The sequence below is a fragment of the Micromonospora sp. BRA006-A genome, from assembly GCF_033433935.1.
In the GTDB taxonomy this organism is placed as follows: Bacteria; Actinomycetota; Actinomycetes; order Mycobacteriales; family Micromonosporaceae; genus Micromonospora; species Micromonospora aurantiaca.
Map to the genome: position 1 here is coordinate 4,770,881 of NZ_JANCLW010000001.1, position 19,783 is coordinate 4,790,663.

Below are 19,783 nucleotides of genomic sequence, written 5' to 3' on the forward strand. Positions count from 1 at the left end.
GGGAGGATCCGTGCGACGGATCACCATCTGGTTGCTGTCCACCGTGGCCGCGCTGGTGCTGCTGTTCAGCTACCGGACCAGCACCATGGGAGCGGGCGGGGAGACCGGCGCGGTCGCCACCGGGAACGGCCCCGGCGGCGGCTCCTGGAGCGGCACGGCCGACGGCGCCACCCCGTCCGCCGGCACCCCCACCGGCGGGGGCGACGCCGGCCGGGGCAGCGGCACCGCCACCGGGTCGGTGGCGCAGACCCGGTGGGGTCCGGTGCAGGTGCGGATCACCGTCGCCGACGGGAGGATCACCGACGTCACAGCGGTGCAGGTGCCCGACGGCAACCGGCGGGACCAGGAGATCAACGACTACGCGGTGCCGATCCTGCGGCAGGAGGTCCTGGCGGCGCAGAGCGCGGAGATCGACAGCGTCTCCGGCGCCACCGTCACCAGCGACGGCTACCGGGAGTCGCTCCAGTCCGCCATCGACGCGGCGCACCGCAAGTGAGCGGGCCGGACCGGCGGGCCTGGGTCGAGCACGTGATGGGCCTGCCGGTGAGCGTGCACCTGCGCGGACCGGGAGTACGCGACCCGGCGGTCGAGGAGCGGGTGGCCCGCGTCCTGGCCGAGCTGCGGGCCGCCGACGCGGTGTTCAGCACGTATCGGCCGGACAGCGTGCTGGGGCGGCTGCGCGGCGCACCGCCCGGCCCGGCCGCCACCGCCGACCCGCTGGTGCGCGAGGTGGCCGGGCTGTGCGAGACGGCCCGCGCGCGCACCGGCGGATGGTTCGACGCCCGCCGCCTGCCGCTGCCCCTGGGCGGCACCGGCTTCGACCCGTCCGGCCTGGTCAAGGGGTGGGCGGTGGAGCGGGCCGCCCGGCACCTGACCGACCTGGCGGGGCACGACCTGTGCCTCAACGCGGGCGGGGACGTGCTGCTGCGGGCCGCGCCGGACCGGCCGCCCTGGCGGGTCGGCGTCGAGGATCCGGACCGGCCCGACCGGCTGTTCGACGTGGTCGAGCGCAGCGACGGCGCGGTCGCCACCTCCGGCACCGCGCGGCGCGGGACGCACATCACCGACCCGCGCGCCGGCCGGCCGGCCGAGGCCGTCCGGTCGGTCACCGTGGTCGGCCCCGAACTGCTCTGGGCCGACGTGTACGCGACAGCGGCGGTCGCCCGCGGCCCGGACGCGCTGGACTGGCTGGCGACCCTGGACGGGTACGCGGCCCTGCTGGTGGACTCCACCGGCCGGGTCCGGGCCACGCCCGGCTGGCCCGGGGCGTCGCCACGCTGACCGAGCCCGCCGACCGGTTCCGGCAGCCGGCCCAGCGGGAATCGGCGTGGGTGGCTGCCGGCCGAACGGGCACGGCAGGAAGAATGGGTGCATGCAGCCACACCCGAACGTGCAGGCGGTGCAGCGCGCGCTCGACGACGCGGGCGCGCGGAACGGATCGGGCGAGGCCAGCCTCGTCCGACTGCTGCCCGACGCGGTGCACACCGCCGCCGCGGCGGCCGAGGCGCTCGGTGTCGCCGTCGGCGCCATCGCCAACTCGCTGATCTTCGACGCGGACGACGCGCCGCTGCTGGTGCTCACCTCCGGCGCGCACCGGGTGGACACCGCCGGGCTGGCCGCCACGCTGGGCGTGACCCACCTGCGCCGGGCCACCCCGGAGTTCGTCAAGCGGCACACCGGGCAGGTGATCGGCGGCGTCGCACCGGTCGGCCACCCCGCGCCGCTGCGCACCGTCGTGGACACCGCCCTGGCCGGGTACGACGAGGTGTGGGCCGCCGGCGGCGTACCCCGGGCGGTGTTCCCCACCACGTACGCGGAACTGCTGCGGATCACCGCCGGCACCCCGGCCGAGGTGGCGTGAACCCCGGACTCGTCACGCTGCACGTGTGGCGTGTGCCCCGCCGGACCGTACCCGGCGTGCTGGGCCGGATGGCCACCCACCCGGCCCGGCTGCGCCGGCTGCCGGGCGTCCGCTTCGCCAAGCTGCTCGGCACCGGCACCGGGACCGGCACCGGCTTCGGCCCCGGCGACGCCGACCTGACCCGGTGGGCCGCGCTCGTGGTGTGGGACTCCCCCGCCGACGCGGCCGGCTTCGACGCCTCCCCGGTCGCCCGCTCCTGGGCCCGGATCGCCGGCGCCGCGGTACGGGTCGACCTGCGCCCGCTGACCAGCCGCGGCCGGTGGTCCGGCCGGGAGCCGTTCGGCGCGCCGTCCGGCGGACGGGTCACCGGGCCGGTGCTGGCGCTGACCCGGGCCCGGCTGCGGGCCCGCCGGGCGGCCACGTTCTGGCGCGCGATCCCGCCGGTCGCCGCCGAGCTGCACACCGCGCCCGGACTGCTCGCCCGCTTCGGCGTCGGCGAGGCGCCGCTGGGCTGGCAGGGCACGGTCAGCGTGTGGCGCGACCCGGCGGACCTGGTCGCGTTCGCGTACCGTTCCCCGGAGCACCGCGCCGCGATCACCCGTACCCCCAGCGAGGGCTGGTACGCGGAGGAACTGTTCGCGCGGTTCGCGGTGGGCGACGTGGTCGGCGACCGTACGGTGCTGGGCTGGGCCGCCGCCGAAGGCGACCCGGAAACATCGAGAGGGTACGCATGAGGCTGGTGCGGTGGACACCGGACGACCTGGTCCGGCGGCTGGACGACGTGGTGGCCGTCTACGGCGAGGCGATGGGCTACCGGCCCGACCTGCTGGAGGCCCGCCGCGGCTACATCGCCACCCACGTGCGACGGCCCGGTTTCCGCGCCGTCGCCAGCCTGACCAGCGAGGGTCACCTGGCCGGTTTCGGGTACGGCTACCGGGGCGCCACCGGGCAGTGGTGGCACGACCAGGTGCACCGGGCGCTGAACGCGCAGGACCGGCAGCGCTGGCTGGCCCACCCGTTCGAGGTGGTGGAGCTGCACGTCCGGCCGCCCGCGCAGGGGCACGGCCTGGGCGCCCGCCAGTTGCGCGCGCTGCTCGCCGTGGCCGAGGGCGACACCACGCTGCTGTCCACGCCGGAGGCCGACGAGGAGAAGTCCCGGGCCTGGCGGCTGTACCGCCGGTTCGGCTTCGTCGACGTCCTGCGGCACTTCCACTTCCCCGGCGACGAGCGGCCGTTCGGCGTGCTCGGCCGGGACCTGCCGCTGCCCCCGCCGGACGCGGCATGAGCGCGGTGATCCGCTCCCGGCTGCCCTGGGCGCTGCTGGCCGTGCTGGTGCTCGCCCAGATCTGCTACCCGCTCACCGGCGGCGCGACCCGGGCCGGGCTCACGGTGGCCACAGTGGTGCTCGGCTGGCTGCTCTCGGTCGGCCACGCGCTGCTCACCCGGGGCGTCCGTACCGCCGTCGCGCTGGTCGCGGTCGTCACCGGCGGCGGGTTCGCGGTCGAGGCGATCGGCGTGGCCACCGGGTTCCCGTTCGGCAGCTACGACTACTCCGGTGAGCTGGGCCCGAAGCTGGCCGGAGTGCCGCTGATCATCCCGCTCGCCTGGACCTGGATGGCCTGGCCGGCCTGGCTCACCGCGGTCCGGTTGGTCCGTTCCCGCCTCGCCCGGATCGCGCTCTCGGCGGTCGGGCTGGCCGCCTGGGATCTGTTCCTCGACCCGCAGATGGTGGCCGAGGGCTACTGGACCTGGCTCGACGCCACCCCGGCGCTGCCCGGGCTACCCGGCATCCCGGTCAGCAACTACCTGGGCTGGCTGGGCTTCGCGGTACTGCTCGCGGTCGCGCTGCGCCCGCTCGCCGGCCCGTCGGTGGACCGGGTCGACGGCCGGGACGCCCCGATGTTCGCGCTCTACCTCTGGACGTACGCCTCCAGCGTGCTGGCGCACGCGGTGTTCCTGCGGCTGCCGGCGTCGGCGCTGTGGGGCGCGGCCGGGATGGCGGTGGCGGCGGTGCCGCTGGCGGTCACGCTGTGGCGGGCCCGCCGGCGGGACCGGACCGGCACGCCGGAGCCGGCGCCGCGCGTCGACGCCCCGGCATGATCGCCGTCCTCGCGCTGGCCGTGGTGGTCGCCGCGCTGGCCGGGCACACGCTGGTCAACGCGTACGCCTGGCTGCGCCGCCCCGGCGCCGGACCGGCCGAGGTGACCGAGCCGGTGGCGGTGCTGCTGCCGCTGCGCGACGAGGCCGAACGGGTCACCCCGTGCCTGCGCGCGCTGCTCGCCCAGCGCGGCGTACCGGACCTGCGGATCGTGGTGCTCGACGACGGCTCGACCGACGGCACCGCCGACGTGGTCCGCGCGGTGGCCGGCGACGATCCCCGTCTCACGCTGCTCACCGGCGTCGCCCCGCCGCCGGGCTGGCTGGGCAAGCCGCACGCCTGCTGGCAGCTCGCCACCCGGACCGGCCCGGAACCGGCGGTGCTGGCCTTCGTCGACGCGGACGTGGTGCTCACCCCGTACGCGGTGGCGGCGGCGGTGACCGAGTTGCGCGCGGCCGGCGCGGCGCTGCTGTCGCCGTACCCCCGGATCGTGGTGCGGACGGCGGCCGACCGGCTGGTGCAGCCGTTGTTGCAGTGGTTGTGGCTGACGTTCCTGCCGCTGCGCGCGATGGAACGCTCGCGGCGGCCGTCGCTGGCCGCGGCGGGCGGGCAGTTCCTGGTCGTGGACCGGGCCGGCTACCTGCGGGCCGGCGGGCACGCGGCGGTGGCCGACAAGGTGCTGGAGGACATCGAGCTGGCCCGGGCGGTGAAGCGGGCCGGCGGGCGGATCGCGCTGGCCGACGGCTCCCGGCTGGCGTCCTGCCGGATGTACGACACCTGGCCGCAGCTCCGCGACGGCTACACCAAGTCGCTGTGGGCGACGTTCGGGCACCCCGCCGCCGCGGCGGCCGTGCTGGCGCTGCTGGTCGCGCTCTACGTCGCGCCGCCGCTGCTGGTGCTCGGGGCGCTGCTCGCCGGCGCGCCGGCGGTGGCCGCCGTGGCGTTCCTGGCCTACCTGGCCGGGGTCGCCGGGCGGGTGGTCAGCGCCCGCGCCACCGGCGGACGGGCGTGGCCCGACGCGCTGGGCCACCCCGTGTCGGTCGTGGTCCTCGGTTGGCTGACCGTCCGGTCGTACCATCTGCGGAAGCGACACCGGCTCACCTGGCGGGGTCGCCCGGTCACCTAGGAGGGGCACGCCATGGCGCGCATCGTGGTCATCGGCGCCGGGGTGGGCGGGCTAGCCACCGCCGCCCGGCTCGCGGTCACCGGGCACGAGGTCACCGTCCTCGAACGGGCCGGCACGGTCGGGGGGAAGCTCGGCCGGTACGCCCACCACACCCCGGAGGGGGTGTGGCACTTCGACACCGGGCCGAGCCTGTTCACCCTGCCGCAGGTCTTCCACGACCTGTTCGAGGCGACCGGAGCGAAGCTCGACGAGTACCTCGACCTGGTCCCGCTGGACCCGATCGTGCGGCACGTCTTCCCCGGCGGCGGGCAGGCGCTCGACTCCTGCGCCGACCCGGACGAGTTCGCCGCCCGGATCGGCGCCGCGTTCGGGGACCGGTCCGCCGCCGACTGGCGCGGGCTGTGGCGGCGCGCCGGCCGGGTGTGGGCGGCCTCGCACCGGGACATCCTGCGCCGTACCGTCGACTCGCCCCGCGACCTGGCGGCGCTGGCCTGGCGGCTGGGCGACCTGGCCGCCATCGGCCCCGGCCGCAGCCTGCGCGGGCTGGGCCGCCGCCACCTGTCCGACCCGCGGATGCGGATGCTGCTGGACCGGTACGCCACGTACACCGGCGCCGACCCGCGCCGCGCCCCGGCCGCGCTCGTCGCCGTCCCCTACGCCGAGCTGGCGTACGGCGGCTGGTACCTGCGCGGCGGGCTGGGCACGCTCGCCGACGCGCTGCTGTCGCGCTGCCTGGACCTGGGTGTGGTGGTACGCACCGACGCCACAGTCACCCGCATCGACGCCGCGGGCGGGCGGGTGCACGGGGTACGCGTGGCCGGGGCGGCCGCGCCGATCCCGGCCGACGTGGTGGTGGCGAACGTGGACGCGCTGACCCTCTACCGGAACCTGCTGCCCGACCCGCGCCGGCTGGCCGCGCTCACCGACCGCAGCCTGGCCGGGTTCGTGCTGCTGCTGGGCGTACGCGGCGACTCCGGGCTGGCCCACCACAACGTGTTCTTCCCCCGCGACTACGACGCCGAGTTCGACGCCGTGTTCGGCGACCCGGGTCGCGGGGTGCGGGCCCGCCCGGCGCCCGACCCGACCGTGTTCGTCACCGCGGCCGACGACCCGGCGGTCCGCCCGGACGGCCACGAGGCGTGGTTCGTGCTCGTCAACGCGCCCCGGCACGGCACCGCCGCGAGCGCTGTGGACTGGCGGCGGCCGGGCCTGGCCGAGGCGTACGCGGACCGGATCCTGGACGTGCTGGCCGAACGCGGCGTCGACGTGCGGGACCGGCTGGTGTTCCGGGAGATCCGCACCCCGACCGACCTGGACGCGGCCACCGGCGCGCCGGGCGGGGCGATCTACGGCACCGCGGGCGGGCTGCTGCGCCCGGTCAACCGGGGCCCGGTGGCCGGGCTCTGGCTGGTCGGCGGCTCCAGCCACCCGGGCGGCGGGCTGCCCATGGTGGCGTTGTCCGCGGAGATCGTCGCCGAGGCGGTCGGCCCGGCCTGGTGAGGGTGTGTAAGGAGGGGGCCCTTGTTAACGCCTCCGGTAGAGGAAGGGCCCCTTATTAACGCCGGCAGCCCGCCGCGCGCCCGCCCGGCGGCTCGCGGGCGCGGCAGGGCTGCGCGGCGTGGGCGTGGCGGTCAGCCGGCGTCGACCAGCGCGCGGCGGACGGCGGAGAGCAACTGACCCAGGCCGAACCCGGCGAGCAGCACCCAGACCGTGGTGGCCATGGTGATCGTGCCGGCGGTCAGGTCGACGTCGATCAGTCCGGTGAGCCCGGCGACCAGCAGCCCGACCAGCGCCACGCAGACCCGGGTCGGCCGCTCCCCCACCGTCACCGCGCCGATCTCCCGCATCCCCGCCGAGACCGCGCGCGCCCGCACGTACTCGTGCAGCCAGGACAGGCCACCGGCCGCCGCGACCAGCGCGCCCGGCGCGCCGAGCAGCCAGAACGCGACCAGCCAGGCGACCTCGCCGAGCCGGTCGGCGACCGAGTCGTACACGTAGCCCAGCCGGGTGGTGCGGCCGGTGGCCACCGCCACCGCGCCGTCGACGCTGTCGGCCACCGCCGCCAGCAGCACGAACAACGCGCCCAGGAACGGCCCGTCGCCGGGCCGCTCGACGAACAGGGGTACGCAGAAGCAGAGCAGCACCCCGAACACGGTCACCGGGGTGGGGCCGACGCGCAGCCGGCCCAGCACGTAGCCCACGTGGTAGGCGAAGCGCAGCCAGGCGCGCACCACCGGCGCGGCGGTACGCGGATCGAAGCCGCCGTGCAGCCGCGCCCACGCGGTCGCGTACTGGTCCCAGTTCAGCTGTGTGCCCACCACGGATCAACCGTAGAAGCACGGCGCGGGTGTCGTGTGGCGGGTGGTCACACCCGTGCGGCGGCGCGCAGCCGCTGCCACACCTCGCGGGTCGCAGTGGACCGGTTGAGGGTGATGAAGTGGATCCCCGGCACGCCCTCGTCGAGCAGCTTCTCGCACATCTCGCTCGCCTGTTCGACGCCGAGTCGGCGTACCGCCTCCGGGTCGTCGGCCACCCGCTCGAACCGCTCGGCCAGCGCCGGCGGGAACGGCGCGCCGGACAGCTGCACCGACCGTTCGATGGTGCCGATCTGGGTCACCGGCATCACTCCGGCCAGGATCGGGGTGTCGCAGCCGGCGGCGGCCACCCGGTCGCGCAGGCGCAGGTAGTCGTCGGCGTCGAAGAACATCTGGGTGATCGCGAACTCCGCGCCGGCCCGGCACTTGCGGACGAAGTGCGCGGTGTCGCTGTCCACGTCCGGCGAGCGCGGGTGCTTGTACGGGAAGGCGGCCACGCCGACGCTGAAGTCGCCGCTGTCGCGGACCAGCCGGACCAGGTCCTCGGCGTACCGGACGCCCTCGGGATGGGCGATCCACTCGCCGCCCGGGTCGCCCGGCGGGTCGCCCCGCACGGCCAGCACGTTGCGCACCCCGACCGAGGCCAGCCGGCCGATCACGTGCCGCAGCTCGGCGACCGAGTGGTTCACCGCGGTCAGGTGCGCCATCGGCAGCAGCGTCGTCTCGGTGGCGATCCGTTCGGTCACCGCCACCGTGGTGTCGCGGGTCGAGCCGCCCGCGCCGTAGGTGATCGACACGAACGAGGGCCGCAGCGACTCCAGCTCGCGGATGGCCTGCCAGAGCAGCTTCTCCCCGGCCGGGGTCTTCGGCGGGAAGAACTCGAAGGAGAACGTGGGGCGGCCGTCACGGATCAGCTCCCCGATGGCCGGCTGGGGATTGGGAAGGACCGAGGGAAGACCGAGCGCCACGGATCGACTGTAACCGGGACGGGACGCCGCATCGGGAATCTTCCCAGCCCGCGAACACCTGTCCCGGCGCGACGTCGTACCCCGGGGGTAGAAATGCGGCAGCGCGGTGGGGCGGCCGACGGCCGTTCCGGGGGCCCGCGCGGGGGTCGCCACGACGGCGACGCGCCGGCGCCACCACCTGGCCGGGCGTCCGCGTCGCCATCCGCGCCGTCGCCCCGGAGGTTCCGATGATCCCGTCCCCGCCGCCGGGCCCGCGCCTGCTCGGGCCGCTGCTGGCCGAGTTGCGGGCCGCCCGTGGCTGGAGCCAGCAGCGGCTGGCCGACGAGCTCTGCGCCGCCTCCGGCGTGCCCACGCTGACCCGCAACGAGGTGTCCCGCTGGGAGCGCCAGCTGCGGCTTCCCGGCGACTTCTGGTCCGCCTGGCTGGCGACTGTTCTGGGGGTGCCGGGTGAGGTGCTGGCCGGGGCCGCCGCCCGCAGCCGCCGGCTGGGCGTGGCGCCCGCGGTGGTCGACCCGGCCGGCTCCCGCGCCCGGCTGGCCCTGCTCACGCTCGCGTACCGCTGGGCGGCCGACCCGGGCGGCCGCACGCCGGCCGGTCCGTTCGCCGCCGCGCCGCCGCAGCACGGCCGTCCCGGGCGGGAGGCCGGGCGCACGACCGCGGACCAGCCCTTGTCGCTCGGCGTCCCGCGCGGGCCGGACGAGCCCGCCGGTCGTGGTCACCCGGCGGACCGGGTGACGCTCGCCACGCTGCGGCGCTGGGACGACCTGCTCGGCGGCGGCGACCTCGCCGGGCACGGCGCCCGCCGGCTGCGGCACGCGGTCCGCGGCTACCGGCGCGCCGGGCCCGCCGGCCGGCGCGCGATGCTGCCCGCGCTGGCCGAGTCGGCGCAGCTCGCCGGCTGGCTGGCCGCCGACGCCGGGAACCCCGGCGGGGGCCTGGTCGCGTACCGGCTGGCGCTGCGGGCGGCGGTGGCCGCCGGGCAGCCGCCGCTGGCCGGGCACGTGCTCGCGTCGGCCAGTCACCTGCTGGCCGACGCCGGCGACCCGGCCGGCGCGCTGGTCCTGGCCCGGATCGGGTACGCCGCCACCCGCGCCACCGCCACGCCCGGTCTGCGGGCGCTGCTGCTGCACCGGGTGGCGCTCGCCGCCGCGCTCGCCGGACGTCCCCGTGCCGCCGGGCAGGCGCTGGCCGGGGCGGACCGGGCGGGCACGCCGGAGCCCGGCCGGGAGCCGCCCTGGCTCTACTGGCTCGACGCGGCCGAACTGGCGGCGATGACCGGGCGCACGCTCGTCGCGCTGGGCCGCCCGGCCGCCGCCGTACCGCTGCTGACGCCGGTGGTGGGCGCACCGGGCCGCCCGCGCCGGTCGGCCGTCTACGGCGGCTGGCTGGCCCGCGGCCACCTGGGCCTGGGCGCGGTGCCCGAGGCGTGCGCGGTGGCCGGCGAGGCGCTGCTCGACGCGGTCCGGTCCGGGTCCGCCCGGGCCGTCGGCCAGCTCACCGCGTTCCGTCGCGGCCTGGCGCACGCGCCGCCCGCGCCGGCCACCCGGGGGTACGCGGGACTGGTCACCGCGGCCCGCCCGTACCTGCCGTCCGGCGTGCCGCGCCACCTGCGCGACCGTCCGGGCAGGTGAGCCACGAGGCACGCCGGGGCGCCGGGCACGGCGCGAACGGGTGTGAACCGCTAGCGTCGTGGCGTGACCCACGCTGCTCCCGTTTCCCCCGTCGACCGTGCCGGCCTGCGCCAGCGGATCGACAAGGCGCTCACCGAGTTCCTCGCCGGCCAGCGCGGCTGGCTGACCGCCGTCGACGACGGCCTGCTGCCCGTCGCCGAGGCGATCGAGGCGTTCGTGCTGGGCGGCGGCAAGCGGCTGCGCCCGGCGTTCGGCTACTGGGGTTACCGGGGCGCCGGCGGGGTCGACTCCGACCAGGTCGTCGCCACCCTGGCGGCGCTGGAGTTCGTGCAGGCCAGCGCGCTGATCCACGACGACCTGATGGACCGGTCGGACACCCGGCGGGGCGAGCCGGCGATGCACAGGCGGTTCGCCGCCCGGCACCGTACGGCCGGCTGGGGCGGCGACGCGGACTCCTTCGGCGACGCCGCGGCGATCCTGCTGGGCGACCTGTGCCTGGTCTGGTCCGACGAGCTGCTGCACTCCTCCGGCCTGCCGCCGGCCACCGTGGCCCGGGCGCGGCCGGTCTTCGACGAGATGCGCACCGAGGTGACCGTCGGGCAGTACCTGGACGTGCTGACCCAGGCCACCGGGGACACCTCGCTGGACCGGGCCGCGAAGGTGGCCCGGTACAAGTCGGCGAAGTACACGGTCGAGCGTCCGCTGCTGCTGGGCGCCGCGCTGGCCGGCGCGCCGCCCGAGGTGCACGCCGCCTACTCGGCGTACGGCCTGCCGCTGGGTGAGGCGTTCCAGCTCCGCGACGACGTGCTGGGGGTGTTCGGCGACCCGGAGCGCACCGGCAAGCCGGCCGGCGACGACCTGCGCGAGGGCAAGCGGACATACCTGGTGGCGGCGGCTCTGGAGACGCTCGACCCGGCCGGCCGGGAGGCGCTGCTGGCCGGGCTCGGCGTACCGGACCTGGACGCGGCCGGGGTGGACCGGCTGCGCGAGCTGATCACGACGAGCGGCGCGCTGGATCGGGCCGAACGGCACATCGCCGCGCTGACCGAGAGCGCCCTGGCCGCGCTCACCGCTGTCGACCTGGACACCGAGGCCCGCCAGGCCCTGGTCGACCTGGCCATCGCCGCCACCCGCCGCCCCGCCTGACCCGCCCTCCCTCCCCCGTCCCGCACCCGTCCCGCACCCGTCCCGCACCCGTCCCTTCAGCGGTCGATCATGAAGTTGGCGGCACTTTCGGAGATCGACTTCGCCGCCAACTTCATGATCGACGGGAGCGGAGGGGGGCGGGTTCGGGGGGGGGTTAGAAGGCGACGGCCTGGGCTCGGCGTTTGACCTCTCGGGCCAGGTCGCCGCCGAGGGCTACAGCGGGGGTACCGGGAAGACTGGGGTCCTCCCGGTAGAGCCAGCGCAGCGCCTCCTCGTCGTCGTACCCGGCGTCGGCGAGCAGGTTGAGCACGCCGGGCAGATGCTTGAGCACGGTGCGGTTGGCCACCAGGTCGGCCGGGATCCGGCGGACGCCGTCGCGGCGCACCGCGATCAGTTCGCGGTCGCGGATCATCTGGTGCACCTTGCTGATCGACAGGTCCAGGCGCTCGGCCACGTCGGGCAGCGTCAGCCAGCCGGCCGGGTCGGCCGGTCCGGCCAGGTCGGGGCCGGTCTCGGCGGGTACGGAATCGGTCACCCGACCACCCTGCCACGTGCCCGTCGAGCGCGGCGCGCGGCACCCCGCACCGTGGCGGTCCCCCCGTGTCGCAACCCGGCGGTAGCATCCTGTTCTACCTTCACCCTTCCGACACATAGACTGCCTGCCGATGGACACACAGGTCGCCGACACGTTGCTGGGCTCGCTGATCGAGGGGCGCTACCGCATTCGCGGGCGCGTCGCCCGTGGCGGCATGGCGACCGTGTACACCGCCACCGACGAGCGCCTGGAGCGCACCGTGGCGGTCAAGATCATTCACCCGACCCAGGCGCCGCAGGCCCGGGCCCGGATGGCCGGCTTCGTCGAACGCTTCACCGACGAGGCGAAGACGATCGCCCGGCTCACCCACCCGAACGTGGTGGCGGTCTACGACCAGGGCATCCACGCCGGCCTGCCGTACCTGGTGATGGAGTACGTCCGCGGCCGCACGCTGCGCGACGTGCTCGCCGAGCGCCGCCGGCTGAACCCGGACGAGGCACTGGCGATCACCGAGCAGATGCTCGCCGCGCTCGCCGCCGCCCACCGGGCCGGCCTGGTGCACCGCGACGTCAAGCCGGAGAACGTGCTTGTCGCCGAGGTGCCCACCGGCGGCAGCCGCAACCTGGTCGACAGCGTGGTCAAGGTGGCCGACTTCGGGCTGGCCCGGGCCGTCGAGGCCAGCGCCGAGGACGAGAACGGCAACCAGCTCATGGCGACCGTGGCGTACGTGGCGCCGGAGCTGGTCACCCAGGGCCACGCGGACCCGCGCACCGACGTCTACTCGGCCGGCATCGTGCTGTTCGAGATGCTCACCGGCCGGGTGCCCTACGACGGCGACCGTCCGGTCGAGGTCGCGTGGCAGCACGTCGACCGGGACGTACCGGCGCCGTCGACGCTGGTGCCGACGCTGCCGCCGGCCCTCGACGCGCTCGTCGCCCGGGCCACCCGGCGGGATCCGGCCGGCCGCCCGGCCGACGCCGCGGCGCTGCTGAGCGAGGTGCAGGCGGTCCGCGACCAGCTCGGCGACCCGCACGCGCACACCACCGTGCTGCCGCAGCTCAGCGACGACACCGCGGTCCTGAGTCAGCCGACCCAGATGGTGGCCGCGCTCCAGCCGGTCGAGCGCCCGGCGTGGGCCCGGCTGCCCGAGAGCGGTGCCGCGCAGCGCCCGCACCGGCGCCGCGCCGTCGAGGAGGACGTTCCGGGGACCGGTTTCGCCGCCCTGCGTACCCGGATCATGGGCTCGCCGCGCGGACGGCTTGCCGTCGCCGCGGTGGTCGTGGTGCTCGGCCTGGTCGCCGCCGGCGGTGGCTGGTGGTTCGGCGTGGGCCGCTACACGGTCGCGCCGCAGCTGGTGAGCCTGACCAAGGCCGACGCGGAGGCGCGGGCCGAGCGCGGCGGCTTCACGCTGCGGTACGCCGCGCCGCGCTACGACGAGAACGTCCCCAAGGACATGGTGCTCGGGCAGGATCCCGGCTCGGCCGCGCGGATCGTCAAGGGCGGCACGATCACGCTGACCCTGTCGCTCGGCCCGGAGCGGCTGCCGGTGCCGGACGTGGTGGGCAAGGACTACGCGCTGGCCCAGGCCGAGCTGGAGGGCGCCAACCTGGTCGTGGCCAAGGGCTCCTCCCGGTACGACGACGCGTTGCCGGCGGGTGTGGTGCTGGCCACCGACCCGAAGGTGGGCACAGTGGTCAAGCCCGGGGCGAAGGTGACGGTGATCCTCAGCAAGGGTCGCGCGCCAGTGACGGTGCCCAACCTGGTCGGCAAGAGCCTCACCGAGGCGCGCACCATCCTCGCGCAGCTCGGGCTGAAGCCGGTGGAGAACGTCAAGGAGTCCGACAAGCCGAAGGACGAGATCCTCGGCCAGAGCCCGGCCGACGGCACCGGCGTGGAGAAGGGCGCCCAGGTCAAGCTGGAGATCAGCAAGGGCCCGCCGCAGGTGGCCGTGCCCCGGGTGATCGACATGCCCTGCCAGCAGGCCAAGCAGACGCTGGAGAGCCAGGGCTTCCCGGTCAACGTCCAGCTCAACCCGAACGGCATCGTCCGGATCCAGAACCCGGCCGAGAACACGCCGGTGCCGCCGGGTACGACGATCACGGTGACGTGCCTGTGAGCGGATGTGACGGCCGCCGCCGGGTGGGGTCGCACACCCCCACCTCCGGCGGCCTGGGCCGGACGGCCCTGCCGTACGCGGACGCGGCCGGGTCCGAGGTGGTGCAGGTCTACGTCTCGAACTCGCGGGGCTGGGCGCTGCCGGCCGGTGACCCGGCGCAGGACGCGTCGTTCCGCGACGGGTGCGGCGAGCGCGGCCTGCCCGTGTTCATCCACGCGTCGCTGCTGGTGAACCTCGGCTCCCCCACCCCGGCGACGGTGACCCGGTCGGCCGAGACCCTGGCGCACGCGCTGCGCCGGGGCCGGGCGATCGGCGCCGAGGGTGTGGTGTTCCACGCCGGCAGCGCCGTCGACGCCGGTCACGCCGACGCGGCCCTGCGGCAGGTCCGGGAGGCGCTACTGCCGCTGCTCGACGAGGTCGCGGCCACCGGCGGGCCGATGCTGCTGGTCGAGCCGAGCGCCGGGGGCGGCCGGTCACTGGCGTCCCGGGTCGAACACCTCGGCCCCTACCTGGACGCGGTCGACCGGCACCCGATGCTCGGGGTCTGCTTCGACACCTGTCACGCCTGGGCGGCCGGTCACGACCTGGCCGCCGAGGGCGGCATGACCGCCACGCTCGACACGCTGGTCGCCACGGTGGGCGCGGACCGGCTGCGGCTGGTGCACGCGAACGACTCGAAGGACCTGTGCGGTTCCACCCGGGACCGGCACGAGAACATCGGCAAGGGCACCATCGGTGAGCCGGCGTTCGCCGAGCTGATGCGGCATCCGGCAACGGCCGGCGTGCCCGTGCTGGTGGAGACCCCCACGGAGAAGCACGTCGGCCACGCCGCCGACATAGCCACCCTGAAGCGCCTCCACCCCTGACGGTCCCGCCCTCCCCCGGCCCCTCCCCACCTTCCCCGTATGACCGCGGTGATCAAGGAGTTCGTGTCCCGCCACGGCGCGGATGAGGACACGAACTCCTTGATCAACGAGGCGGAGGACGGAGGCCGGTAAGGCAGGGGGTCAGGCGCGCAGGGCGGCGTTCAGGATGGTGGCGGCGCGGTCGATCTGCGCGTCGGTGACGTCCAGGTGGGTGACCAGCCGGGCGGTACGCGGGCCGAGCACCGAGATCAGCAGCCCCTCCGCCCGCGCGGCCGCCGCCAGCGCGTGCGCGTCCAGCGGGTGCTTGGTCAGGTCCAGCGGCACGATGTTGGTCCGCACCACCGCCGCGAGCACCCCGTGCGGGGCGACCGCCTCGGCCAGCCGGGCCGCCTTCACGTGGTCGTCGGCGAGCCGCTCGACGTGGTGCGCCAGCGCGTACCGGCCGGCGGCGGCCAGGATGCCGACCTGCCGCATGCCGCCGCCCATCCGCTTGCGCAGGAACCGCGCCCGGGCGATCTTCTCCGCGCTGCCCACCACCAGCGAGCCGACCGGCGCGCCGAGGCCCTTGGAGAGGCAGACCGAGAGCGTGTCGAACAGCACGCCGTACTCGGCCAGCGGCACCCCGTCGGCCACGTGCGCGTGCCAGATCCGCGCGCCGTCGCAGTGCAGGGCCACCCCGTGCTCGTCGGCGACCTCACGCATCCGGCGCAGCGTCGGCAGCGGGATCACCCCGCCGCCGCCCCGGTTGTGGGTCTGCTCCACGGCGATCGCCCGCGTGGGCACCGCGAAGTAGCCGTCCGGCCGGATCATCCCGGCGACCACGTCGGGGTCCAGCTCCGCGCCCACCGCCGGCCAGGTCCGCGAGGAGATCCCACCGTACGCGGCGGCGGCACCCACCTCGTACGTGACCACGTGCGCGTCGGCGTCGCAGAGCAGTTCGTCGCCGGGCGGTACGTGCAGCTGGAGCGCGATCTGGTTGGCCATCGAGCCGCTCGGGGCGAACAGCGCCGCCTCGTGACCGAACAGCGCGGCCACCTCGGTCTCCAGCGCGATGACCGTCGGATCCTCGCCGTAGACGTCGTCGCCCACCTCGGCGGCGGCCATCGCCTCCCGCATACCCGGCGTCGGCCGGGTCACGGTGTCCGTCCGCAGATCGATCAGTTCGGGGCTCGCAAGCTCACTCCTCGCGTCACCCACTGTGCCTCCTCCGGCTGCCGACTGCGGGGCTCGCAAGCTCACTCCTCGCGTCAGCCACGGAGCATCTCCGCCACCAGGAACGCCAACTCCAGCGACTGCTGGGTGTTCAGCCGGGGGTCGCAGGCGGTCTCGTACCGGTCGGGCAGGTCGAGGTCCTCGATGCCCTGGGCGCCGCCGAGGCACTCGGTGACGTCCTCGCCGGTCAGCTCGACGTGCAGGCCACCCGGGTGGGTGTCCAGGCCGCGGTGCACCTCGAAGTAGCCGAGCACCTCGTCCACGATCCGGTCGAAGTGCCGGGTCTTGTAGCCGTTGGAGGACTCGTGTGTGTTGCCGTGCATCGGGTCGCACTGCCAGACGACCTTGGCGCCGGCGGCGGTGACCTTGGCGACGATCGGGGGCAGCGCGTCGCGGACCCGGTGGTTGCCCATCCGGCTGATCAGCGTGAGCCGGCCGGGGATGTTGTCCGGGTTGAGCTTCTCGCAGAGCTCGATCGCCTCGTCCGGGGTGGTGGTCGGGCCGAGCTTGACGCCGATCGGGTTGGCGATGCGCGAGATGAAGTCGATGTGCGCGCCGTCGATCTGCCGGGTCCGCTCACCGATCCAGAGGAAGTGCCCGGACAGGCCGTACGCCTTGCCGTTGGAGATCCGGGTCAGCGCCCGGTCGTACTCCAGCGCCAGCGCCTCGTGCGAGCAGTGCAGCGTGACGGTGCGCAGCGCCTCGTCGTCGGTCATCCCGCAGGCCCGGATGAAGGCCAGCGCCCGGTCGATCTCGCGGGCGATCGCGTCGTAGCGCTCGCCGGCCGGGGACCGCCGGACGAAGTCCTTGTTCCAGTCGTGCACGGCGTGCAGGTCGGCCAGCCCGCCGGCCAGGTACGCGCGGAGCATGTTCATCGCGGCGGCCGAGTTCGCGTACGCCCGGATCATGCGCTGCGGGTCGGCGACCCGCGCCTCCGGCGTGGCCTCCAGGGAATTGATCATGTCGCCGCGGTAGGCGGGCAGCCCGCGGGCGTCGGTCGGCAGGGACCGGGGCTTGGTGTACTGGCCGGCGACCCGGGCGACCTTGACCACCGGCAGCGACGCGCCGTAGGTGAGCACGATGGCCATCTGGAGCAGCGTGCGGGCGTTGGCGAGCAGGTGGCTCTCGGTGTTGTCGGCGAAGGTCTCCGCGCAGTCACCGCCCTGGAGCAGGAACGCCTTTCCCTCGCAGACCAGCGCGAGCCGCTGCCGCAACTGGTCGACCTCGTAGGGCGCGACCACCGACGGCACCGTGTCCAGCACCCGGCAGACCTCGGCGACCTGGGCCGGGTCGTCCCAGGGCGGGGTCTGCGCGCGCGGCAGCTCCCGCCATCGGTCGAGGCCGAGGGCCGCGTCCTCGGCGGAGTCGGCGGTCGGGCGGCTGGTCTGCAGACCAGGGCTGCCCACGGCGGGGTGACTCAGCTGATGCCACTCATGGCGCATGAGGGAAAGCGTACGGCGACCGTCGCGATCACTCGCCGCCGAGGGGGATGGTTCCGGTCACTGGGAGGTGACCGGTGAGGGCGCCATCGCCGGCGGTGCCGGCTCCGCCGGGTCGGCGGTCGGCTCGGCCGCGCTCCCTCCGGGCACCTCGCCGGAGATGCACCAGTCCGCCCCGTTACGGGTGACGGTGAACAGCAGCGACCGGGCGGCCTTGCGCGCGCCGGCGGCAACGGTGATCGAGGCGCTGACCTCCTGGCCGTTCGGGCCGGAGCGGACCTCGGTAATCGTCGCCTCGGGCACCGTGAAGTGGTCGGCGAAGTCGCCGTTCGGGCCGGTGGCGGCGGAGTCGAAGGCGGCGTGCATGGGCGCGCAGAGCTGGCTGCGGCCGGCGGCGGCGTCGCGGGCGGTGAGCGCGTCCAGGTACGCCTGCACACGTTCGCGGCTCTTGGCCGCCGCCTCCTCGGCCGGCGCCTTCCCGCTGGGCGGGGTGTCTCCGCCGTCCTGGCCACCCGAGCCGCAGGCGGCCAGCGCCGCGGGCAGGAGCGCGAGGACGGCGAGCCCGGCGAACCGGTCCCGGTGGCTGCGACCCATCTGTCCTCCCGTCGCGTGGACTCGTCGAGCGGCGAGTGTGCCACACCCGGCCGGCGCGGCCGGGTGACTCCCCATCCTGACCCGGATCGGCGCGCTCGGCCAGGACGGCACGCGGGCGGGGAGGGGCCGGTGCGGCCCCTCCCCGCCGGGTGGGTGGTGCGTCGGCCCTCGGCTCAGCCGAGACCGCCCTTGATGGCGCCGATCAGCTCACCGTTGCTGGTGTCACCGGAGAGCTCCCAGAAGAACGCGCCACCGAGGCCCTGGCTGTTGGCGTAGCTCATCTTCCCGCCGATGGTCGACGGGGTGTCGTAGCTCCACCAGTTGCTGCCGCACTTGGCGTACGCCGTGCCGCCGACGGTGCCGGTGGCCGGGCAGCTGTTCTTGAGCACCTTGTAGTCCTCGATGCCGGCCTCGTAGGTGCCCGGTGCCGCGCCGGTGGCGCTGCCGCCGGGTGCGGCCTGGGTCACGCCGGTCCAGCCGCGTCCGTAGAACCCGACGCCGAGCAGCAGCTTGCTGGACGGCACGCCCTTGGACTTGAGCTTCTGGATCGCCGCGTCCGACCAGAAGCCCTGCTGCGGGATGCCGGCGTAGGAGTAGAGCGGCGAGTGCGGCGCGGTCGGCCCCTGGGCGTTGAAGGCGCCGAAGTAGTCGTACGTCATCGGCATCAGCCAGTTGAGGTTGTTCGCGGCGCCGGCGTAGTCGGTGGCGTCGATCTTGCCGCCGTTGCTGCCGTCGGCGGTGATCGCCGCGGTGACCAGGAAGCTGGAGCCGAACTTGCTCCGCAGCGCCGAGACCACGTTCTTGAACGCGTTCGGGCCGCTGCTGTCGCACTGGAGGCCGCAGGCGTTCGGGTACTCCCAGTCGATGTCGATGCCGTCGAAGACGTCCGCCCAGCGGGGATCCTTGACCAGCGAGTAGCAGGAGTCGGCGAACGCGGCCGGGTTCTGCGCGGCCTGGGTGAAGCCGCCGGACCAGGTCCAGCCGCCGAAGGACCAGAGCACCTTCAGGTTCGGGTACATCTTCTTCAGCTTGCGCAGCTGGTTGAAGCTGCCGCGCAGCGGCTGGTCCCAGGTGTCGGCGACGCCGTCGACGCTGTCCGCCGCGGTGTACGCCTTCTCGTAGTCGGCGTAGCTGTCCCCGATGCTGCAGCGGCCGCCGGTGGTGTTGCCGAAGGCGTACAGGATGTGGGTCAGCTTGGCGGCCGAGCCGCTCGTGTGGATGTTCTTGACGTGGTAGTTGCGGGCATAGACGCCCCACTCGGCGAAGTAGCCGACGATCTTCTTGCCGCCGGGCGGCGGCGTGGTGGGCGGCTGCGTGGTCGGCGGGGCGGTCGTCGGCGGTGCCGTGGTGGGCGGCGCGGTGGTCGGCGGCGCGGTGGTCGGCGGCGCGGTGGTCGGCGCGGTGGTCGTCGGCGTCCCGCCGCCGGTGCAGGAGCCGCCGTTGATCGTGCAGCTCACCGGCGCCTTGTACGCGCCGGTGCCGTTGTAGCCCCAGCTGAAGCTGGCGCCGGGGGCGAGCGTCGACGCCCAGCTCTTGTTGACCGCCACGTAGCGGTCACCGCTGCGGGTGATGTCGGCGTCCCAGGAGCTGCTGATCGAGGTGCCGGAGGGCAGCGTGAACTCGATGCGCCAGCCGTTGACGGTGGAGCTGGTGCCGTTGGTGACTGTCACCCGTCCCTCGTGGCCGGTCCCCCAGTCCTGCACCTTGGCGAACGTGGCGGTGACGCTGCCGGCAGCCGACGCGGTGGTCATGGGCACCGCGGCGACCGCGAGCGCGACCACGGCGCCGGTGGCCCACAGGGCCCGGCGGAGCGATCTCTTCATACGGCGTCCCTCCAATAGTTAGGAAACTTTCCAAATTGATTGCTGAGACGCTA

At 75.2% G+C, this 19,783-nt stretch carries 19 protein-coding genes; 12 read left to right on the top strand and 7 right to left on the bottom strand.

Annotated features, from left to right (window positions below; translation table 11 throughout):
- Nucleotides 1-10 precede the first annotated feature (10 nt).
- From NMK34_RS21550 to NMK34_RS21585, 8 genes are all read left to right on the top strand, one after another.
- Nucleotides 11-496 carry an FMN-binding protein gene (locus NMK34_RS21550; RefSeq protein ID WP_318334939.1) on the top strand — a complete coding sequence of 162 codons (486 nt, stop codon included), beginning with the start codon at nucleotides 11-13 and terminating at the stop codon, nucleotides 494-496.
- A complete protein-coding gene (locus tag NMK34_RS21555) occupies nucleotides 493-1,281 on the top strand; it encodes an FAD:protein FMN transferase (protein ID WP_318334940.1) in 789 nt (262 codons plus the stop codon). Before NMK34_RS21550 ends, NMK34_RS21555 begins: the two co-directional genes overlap by 4 nt.
- Before the next feature lie 91 nt (nucleotides 1,282-1,372).
- Nucleotides 1,373-1,861 carry a YbaK/EbsC family protein gene (locus tag NMK34_RS21560; RefSeq protein ID WP_135241301.1) on the top strand — a complete coding sequence of 163 codons (489 nt, stop codon included), beginning with the start codon at nucleotides 1,373-1,375 and terminating at the stop codon, nucleotides 1,859-1,861.
- The gene (locus tag NMK34_RS21565; protein ID WP_318334941.1) at nucleotides 1,858-2,595 is read left to right on the top strand and encodes a monooxygenase; all 738 of its coding nucleotides are present in this window, start codon (nucleotides 1,858-1,860) and stop codon (nucleotides 2,593-2,595) included. Before NMK34_RS21560 ends, NMK34_RS21565 begins: the two co-directional genes overlap by 4 nt.
- Nucleotides 2,592-3,146: a GNAT family N-acetyltransferase gene (locus tag NMK34_RS21570; RefSeq protein ID WP_318334942.1), complete on the top strand. Its 555-nt coding sequence runs from the start codon at nucleotides 2,592-2,594 to the stop codon at nucleotides 3,144-3,146. The genes NMK34_RS21565 and NMK34_RS21570 overlap by 4 nt, the downstream gene beginning before the upstream one ends.
- Entirely contained in the window at nucleotides 3,143-3,961 is an 819-nt protein-coding gene (locus tag NMK34_RS21575; protein ID WP_318334943.1) for a carotenoid biosynthesis protein, read from the top strand. Before NMK34_RS21570 ends, NMK34_RS21575 begins: the two co-directional genes overlap by 4 nt.
- Complete coding sequence (locus NMK34_RS21580) at nucleotides 3,958-5,085, top strand: glycosyltransferase family A protein (RefSeq protein WP_318334944.1); 1,128 nt, start codon at nucleotides 3,958-3,960, stop codon at nucleotides 5,083-5,085. The genes NMK34_RS21575 and NMK34_RS21580 overlap by 4 nt, the downstream gene beginning before the upstream one ends.
- Before the next feature lie 12 nt (nucleotides 5,086-5,097).
- On the top strand, nucleotides 5,098-6,585 hold the full coding sequence (locus NMK34_RS21585; protein WP_318334945.1) for a phytoene desaturase family protein: 1,488 nt from the start codon (nucleotides 5,098-5,100) through the stop codon (nucleotides 6,583-6,585).
- Nucleotides 6,586-6,716: 131 nt separating this feature from the next.
- On the opposite strand, the gene NMK34_RS21590 is transcribed toward NMK34_RS21585, so the two are convergent.
- Nucleotides 6,717-7,406 (bottom strand): CDP-alcohol phosphatidyltransferase family protein, encoded by a 690-nt coding sequence (locus NMK34_RS21590; protein ID WP_318334946.1) that lies wholly within the window; start codon nucleotides 7,404-7,406, stop codon nucleotides 6,717-6,719.
- Nucleotides 7,407-7,450: 44 nt separating this feature from the next.
- Complete coding sequence (gene metF / locus NMK34_RS21595; protein WP_135241307.1) at nucleotides 7,451-8,368, bottom strand: methylenetetrahydrofolate reductase [NAD(P)H]; 918 nt, start codon at nucleotides 8,366-8,368, stop codon at nucleotides 7,451-7,453.
- A gap of 227 nt (nucleotides 8,369-8,595) precedes the next feature.
- Here metF and NMK34_RS21600 point away from each other — a divergent pair, with 227 nt between their 5' ends.
- Together NMK34_RS21600 and NMK34_RS21605 are read left to right on the top strand one after the other, a co-directional pair.
- Complete coding sequence (locus tag NMK34_RS21600; RefSeq protein ID WP_318334947.1) at nucleotides 8,596-9,999, top strand: helix-turn-helix transcriptional regulator; 1,404 nt, start codon at nucleotides 8,596-8,598, stop codon at nucleotides 9,997-9,999.
- Between the two features lie 63 nt (nucleotides 10,000-10,062).
- Nucleotides 10,063-11,145 (top strand): polyprenyl synthetase family protein, encoded by a 1,083-nt coding sequence (locus NMK34_RS21605; RefSeq protein ID WP_318334948.1) that lies wholly within the window; start codon nucleotides 10,063-10,065, stop codon nucleotides 11,143-11,145.
- 154 nt (nucleotides 11,146-11,299) lie between these two features.
- On the opposite strand, the gene NMK34_RS21610 is transcribed toward NMK34_RS21605, so the two are convergent.
- Complete coding sequence (locus NMK34_RS21610) at nucleotides 11,300-11,680, bottom strand: Rv2175c family DNA-binding protein (protein WP_135241310.1); 381 nt, start codon at nucleotides 11,678-11,680, stop codon at nucleotides 11,300-11,302.
- A gap of 130 nt (nucleotides 11,681-11,810) precedes the next feature.
- On the opposite strand from NMK34_RS21610, the gene pknB reads away from it, so the two are divergent.
- Together pknB and NMK34_RS21620 are read left to right on the top strand one after the other, a co-directional pair.
- Entirely contained in the window at nucleotides 11,811-13,796 is a 1,986-nt protein-coding gene (pknB, locus tag NMK34_RS21615) for a Stk1 family PASTA domain-containing Ser/Thr kinase (RefSeq protein WP_318334949.1), read from the top strand.
- On the top strand, nucleotides 13,793-14,662 hold the full coding sequence (locus NMK34_RS21620) for a deoxyribonuclease IV (RefSeq protein ID WP_318334950.1): 870 nt from the start codon (nucleotides 13,793-13,795) through the stop codon (nucleotides 14,660-14,662). Before pknB ends, NMK34_RS21620 begins: the two co-directional genes overlap by 4 nt.
- Before the next feature lie 141 nt (nucleotides 14,663-14,803).
- Here the strand turns inward: NMK34_RS21620 and NMK34_RS21625 are convergent, their stop codons facing one another.
- The 4 genes from NMK34_RS21625 to NMK34_RS21640 form a co-directional block, all read right to left on the bottom strand.
- Nucleotides 14,804-15,823: a GntG family PLP-dependent aldolase gene (locus tag NMK34_RS21625; protein ID WP_318336395.1), complete on the bottom strand. Its 1,020-nt coding sequence runs from the start codon at nucleotides 15,821-15,823 to the stop codon at nucleotides 14,804-14,806.
- An 86-nt stretch (nucleotides 15,824-15,909) separates the two neighbouring features.
- On the bottom strand, nucleotides 15,910-17,316 hold the full coding sequence (locus tag NMK34_RS21630) for a class II 3-deoxy-7-phosphoheptulonate synthase (RefSeq protein WP_013475760.1): 1,407 nt from the start codon (nucleotides 17,314-17,316) through the stop codon (nucleotides 15,910-15,912).
- A 57-nt stretch (nucleotides 17,317-17,373) separates the two neighbouring features.
- Nucleotides 17,374-17,907: a hypothetical protein gene (locus tag NMK34_RS21635; protein WP_318334951.1), complete on the bottom strand. Its 534-nt coding sequence runs from the start codon at nucleotides 17,905-17,907 to the stop codon at nucleotides 17,374-17,376.
- 173 nt (nucleotides 17,908-18,080) lie between these two features.
- The gene (locus tag NMK34_RS21640; protein WP_318334952.1) at nucleotides 18,081-19,730 is read right to left on the bottom strand and encodes a glycosyl hydrolase family 18 protein; all 1,650 of its coding nucleotides are present in this window, start codon (nucleotides 19,728-19,730) and stop codon (nucleotides 18,081-18,083) included.
- Between the last annotated feature and the right edge of the window lie 53 nt (nucleotides 19,731-19,783).

What these genes read in the sequence shown, in the direction of transcription:
- pknB (WP_318334949.1), top strand. Translation starts at nt 11,811, where the DNA reads ATGGACACACAGGTCGCCGACACGTTGCTGGGCTCGCTGATCGAGGGG.
- NMK34_RS21585 (WP_318334945.1), top strand. Translation starts at nt 5,098, where the DNA reads ATGGCGCGCATCGTGGTCATCGGCGCCGGGGTGGGCGGGCTAGCCACC.
- NMK34_RS21635 (WP_318334951.1), bottom strand. Translation starts at nt 17,907, where the DNA reads ATGGGTCGCAGCCACCGGGACCGGTTCGCCGGGCTCGCCGTCCTCGCG.
- NMK34_RS21580 (WP_318334944.1), top strand. Translation starts at nt 3,958, where the DNA reads ATGATCGCCGTCCTCGCGCTGGCCGTGGTGGTCGCCGCGCTGGCCGGG.
- NMK34_RS21560 (WP_135241301.1), top strand. Translation starts at nt 1,373, where the DNA reads ATGCAGCCACACCCGAACGTGCAGGCGGTGCAGCGCGCGCTCGACGAC.
- NMK34_RS21630 (WP_013475760.1), bottom strand. Translation starts at nt 17,316, where the DNA reads ATGCGCCATGAGTGGCATCAGCTGAGTCACCCCGCCGTGGGCAGCCCT.
- NMK34_RS21575 (WP_318334943.1), top strand. Translation starts at nt 3,143, where the DNA reads ATGAGCGCGGTGATCCGCTCCCGGCTGCCCTGGGCGCTGCTGGCCGTG.
- NMK34_RS21600 (WP_318334947.1), top strand. Translation starts at nt 8,596, where the DNA reads ATGATCCCGTCCCCGCCGCCGGGCCCGCGCCTGCTCGGGCCGCTGCTG.
- NMK34_RS21640 (WP_318334952.1), bottom strand. Translation starts at nt 19,730, where the DNA reads ATGAAGAGATCGCTCCGCCGGGCCCTGTGGGCCACCGGCGCCGTGGTC.
- NMK34_RS21570 (WP_318334942.1), top strand. Translation starts at nt 2,592, where the DNA reads ATGAGGCTGGTGCGGTGGACACCGGACGACCTGGTCCGGCGGCTGGAC.